General features: G+C 31.4%; 4 protein-coding genes. All 4 read left to right on the top strand.

The window, feature by feature from the left end:
- The first annotated feature begins 217 nt into the window (after window positions 1-217).
- Window positions 218-1117, top strand: a complete 900-nt coding sequence (locus ACO5J6_RS10045; protein WP_485643734.1) for a diacylglycerol/lipid kinase family protein — start codon at window positions 218-220, stop codon at window positions 1115-1117.
- Window positions 1118-1220: 103 nt separating this feature from the next.
- Window positions 1221-1610, top strand: coding sequence for a hypothetical protein (locus tag ACO5J6_RS10040; RefSeq protein ID WP_485643733.1), 390 nt, complete (start codon window positions 1221-1223; stop codon window positions 1608-1610).
- Window positions 1611-1612: 2 nt separating this feature from the next.
- Window positions 1613-2518: an alpha/beta hydrolase gene (locus ACO5J6_RS10035; protein ID WP_485643732.1), complete on the top strand. Its 906-nt coding sequence runs from the start codon at window positions 1613-1615 to the stop codon at window positions 2516-2518.
- 14 nt (window positions 2519-2532) lie between these two features.
- Window positions 2533-2763: a hypothetical protein gene (locus ACO5J6_RS10030; RefSeq protein WP_485643731.1), complete on the top strand. Its 231-nt coding sequence runs from the start codon at window positions 2533-2535 to the stop codon at window positions 2761-2763.
- The last annotated feature ends 34 nt before the right edge of the window (window positions 2764-2797 follow it).

The raw sequence follows: 2797 nt of genomic DNA, 5'->3' as shown, positions 1-2797 counted from the left end.
TGGAGAAAAGATTTATTCTGATTATTCGGTTAATGAGATTTTGTAAAAGTAAATAATGATACAGATATCCGAATAGAAAAAAATCTTGATTTATTGTTAAACAATTATAAAAAAAGTGATGTGAGATAATATCTATGTGACAAGAATATAAAAAATATAATATTAATAAGATTTTATAAACTCTTTTAAATAACGAATTAAAAAAATAGGAGAATATATGAAAAAATTAAAAAAGGCTATTTTGGTTTACAATCCAAAATCTGGAAATGCCAATATAATTTTAAGCAATTTTGATTTAATCACGACAAAACTGCTGGAAAAAGGGATTACATTGACACTTTACAGCATAAATCAGAATTATGATTTGCTTACAGAAATTTTAAAAAATGAAAAATATGATATTTTGATTTTATCAGGTGGAGATGGAACATTAAGCCGTTGTTTAAGTGAACTTTATTCTAAAAACATTGAGTTTCCAGAAGTTGCAATATTTCCGACAGGAACATCAAATGACTTTGCAAAAGCATTGAAAATTGAAGAAAATATTGAAAACTGGATAGAGAAAATTACTAAAAAAACTGCTAAAAACATTGATTTTGGATTAATCAATGGAAAAACTGTGTTCTTGTCTTCGTATGCTGGCGGACTATTTACTAAAATTTCCTACAATACAGACAAAACATTGAAAAAAACATTTGGGAAAATTGCCTATTATATAAATGGACTTGGAGAACTTACAAATATAAAGACTTTTGACTTGGATATTGTGCTGGATGGGAATGAGAAAGTGAAGGAAAAGGCTATTTTGTACGCAATTCTGAATGGAAAAAGTGTTGGAGGATTTGAAAATGTAATTGATGAAGCCAGTATGAATGACGGATTTATGGATATTTTAATCGTAAAAAACATTGACAATCCGCTGGATATTCCAAAAATCCTAATAGACTTAATGAACAGTAACTTAACAAACAACGATTACATCCGAACTTTACAAGCCAAAAACTGTGAAATAAAAAAAGTTACAGAAGAAATTGACGTAAGCATTGATGGAGAAGAAGGGGAAAATATAGATGTAACAATTGAGTTTATAAGTGGGAAATTAAAAGTTTTTTGTTAAGAATTTATAATAACGGATAGCTAAAGATTAAAAAGGCTAAAATAGAAACAGGGATTTTTCATAAAAAATGAGAAAAAAAATATAAGGATAGGGTGATATACTAATGAAAAAATATACGATGTTATTTTTGTTTTTATTTTTTAATTGTTTAAATTATTCGAACACTTTTGAAACTAATAAAAAATTTAAAAATTCTATTATCAATAATAAGTTTTCTGAGCACATAGAAGGTTTTAGGGGAAGGATTGATGGAAATGGGAATAATTATAAAAATATTAATTCTGTTAAGGTATATGAGGTCGTAGGAGACGCATATTATAATACTGATTTTTCTTGTACCAACACTCCTCTAATAAAAGCTACTTCTATAGAGGAAAACTACTATTCAATTTTCATAAGAGAAATTAAAAACATGATAAATTTAAATTCAATAACTAATGATTCAGAAGAAATATTAAAAGAATGGTCAAGCGAAATAGAAAGGGGTATCTAAATATGAAAAATAAAGTTACGTTCAATAATAAACTGTTAAAACTATCAGGAGAATTATTTTTGCCCAAGGATTTTAATGAAGAAAACAAATATTCGGCAATAGTAGTCGCACATCCGGAAGGAGCTGTAAAAGAACAGCCGTCCGCATTATATGCAGAAAAAATGTCGGAATATGGATATGTGGTACTTACATTTGATGGAGCATATATGGGAGAAAGCGAGGGAACACCACATTTTACTACAGATCCGTTTCAAAGAGTAGAGGATATAAGGTGTGCAGTGGACTATTTGACTACACAAAAATTCATAGATCAGGATAATATTTTTGGTTTAGGAATTTGTGCAGGTGGAGCATATACAATCGACTGTGCTAAGACGGAGAAAAGATTTAAGGCAATCGGAGCGGTAGTTCCTGTAGATATGGGGCAAGGATTAAGGCAAGGTCAGGGAACAAAAGAAAATATGATTGCTACCTTAAAAGCAGTATCGCTTAGAAGAACGGAAGAAGTAAACGGAGAAGAAGTTCAGCTTATGGAAACGGTGGCGGCATCCGATGAAGAAGCGATGAAATTTCCAGAATACAGTCTTTTTAGAGAAGCACGATCCTACTATCGAGGAGTAGGAGAAAATCCACGATCGACAGGGCAGATGGTCTTTTCAAGTTTGGATAAAGTGCTTAGATACTCTGCATTTGACCTTATGAATGAATTGTGGTCTCATCCGTTACTTGTTATTTCAGGTTCAAAAGCCGATACCATAGGTTTTGCCAAACAGGCGGTAGAGTTGTCGGAAGGACTTGGTAAATTAGAAGTGATAGAGGGTGCAAGCCATGTTGACCTGTACTACAAAGAAGAATATGTGAATCAGGCAATCAAACTTCTTGCGAATTTTTTTGATAAAAACAGGTAAAAAGGAGAGCGAATATGCAGTTACAGGAATTTCTTGAATACATGAAGAGCCAAAAAGAAGTCGAGGTAGGATCTCCGGTTTTTGAGTTTTTTCATGAGCTTTCACAAGAAGCTCTCAGAATTACGGCAAAACTAAATAGTCAATATCATAGCTCAAAAGAAATTATCGCAATAATGGAAGAACTGACGGGAAGAAAAATAGACGAAAATTTTGGGGGACACTCCAATTATGATAAATCATGGTAAAGAGAATTTAAAAAGAGGTGTATACTAATGAACT

It is taken from the genome of Pseudoleptotrichia sp. (assembly GCF_057270515.1).
This window is presented reverse-complemented; position numbering and strand designations above follow the sequence as displayed.

Excerpts from the sequence above, each read along its gene's own strand:
- ACO5J6_RS10045 (WP_485643734.1), top strand. The coding sequence starts at position 218 with ATGAAAAAATTAAAAAAGGCTATTTTGGTTTACAATCCAAAATCTGGA.
- ACO5J6_RS10040 (WP_485643733.1), top strand. The coding sequence starts at position 1,221 with ATGAAAAAATATACGATGTTATTTTTGTTTTTATTTTTTAATTGTTTA.
- ACO5J6_RS10035 (WP_485643732.1), top strand. The coding sequence starts at position 1,613 with ATGAAAAATAAAGTTACGTTCAATAATAAACTGTTAAAACTATCAGGA.
- ACO5J6_RS10030 (WP_485643731.1), top strand. The coding sequence starts at position 2,533 with ATGCAGTTACAGGAATTTCTTGAATACATGAAGAGCCAAAAAGAAGTC.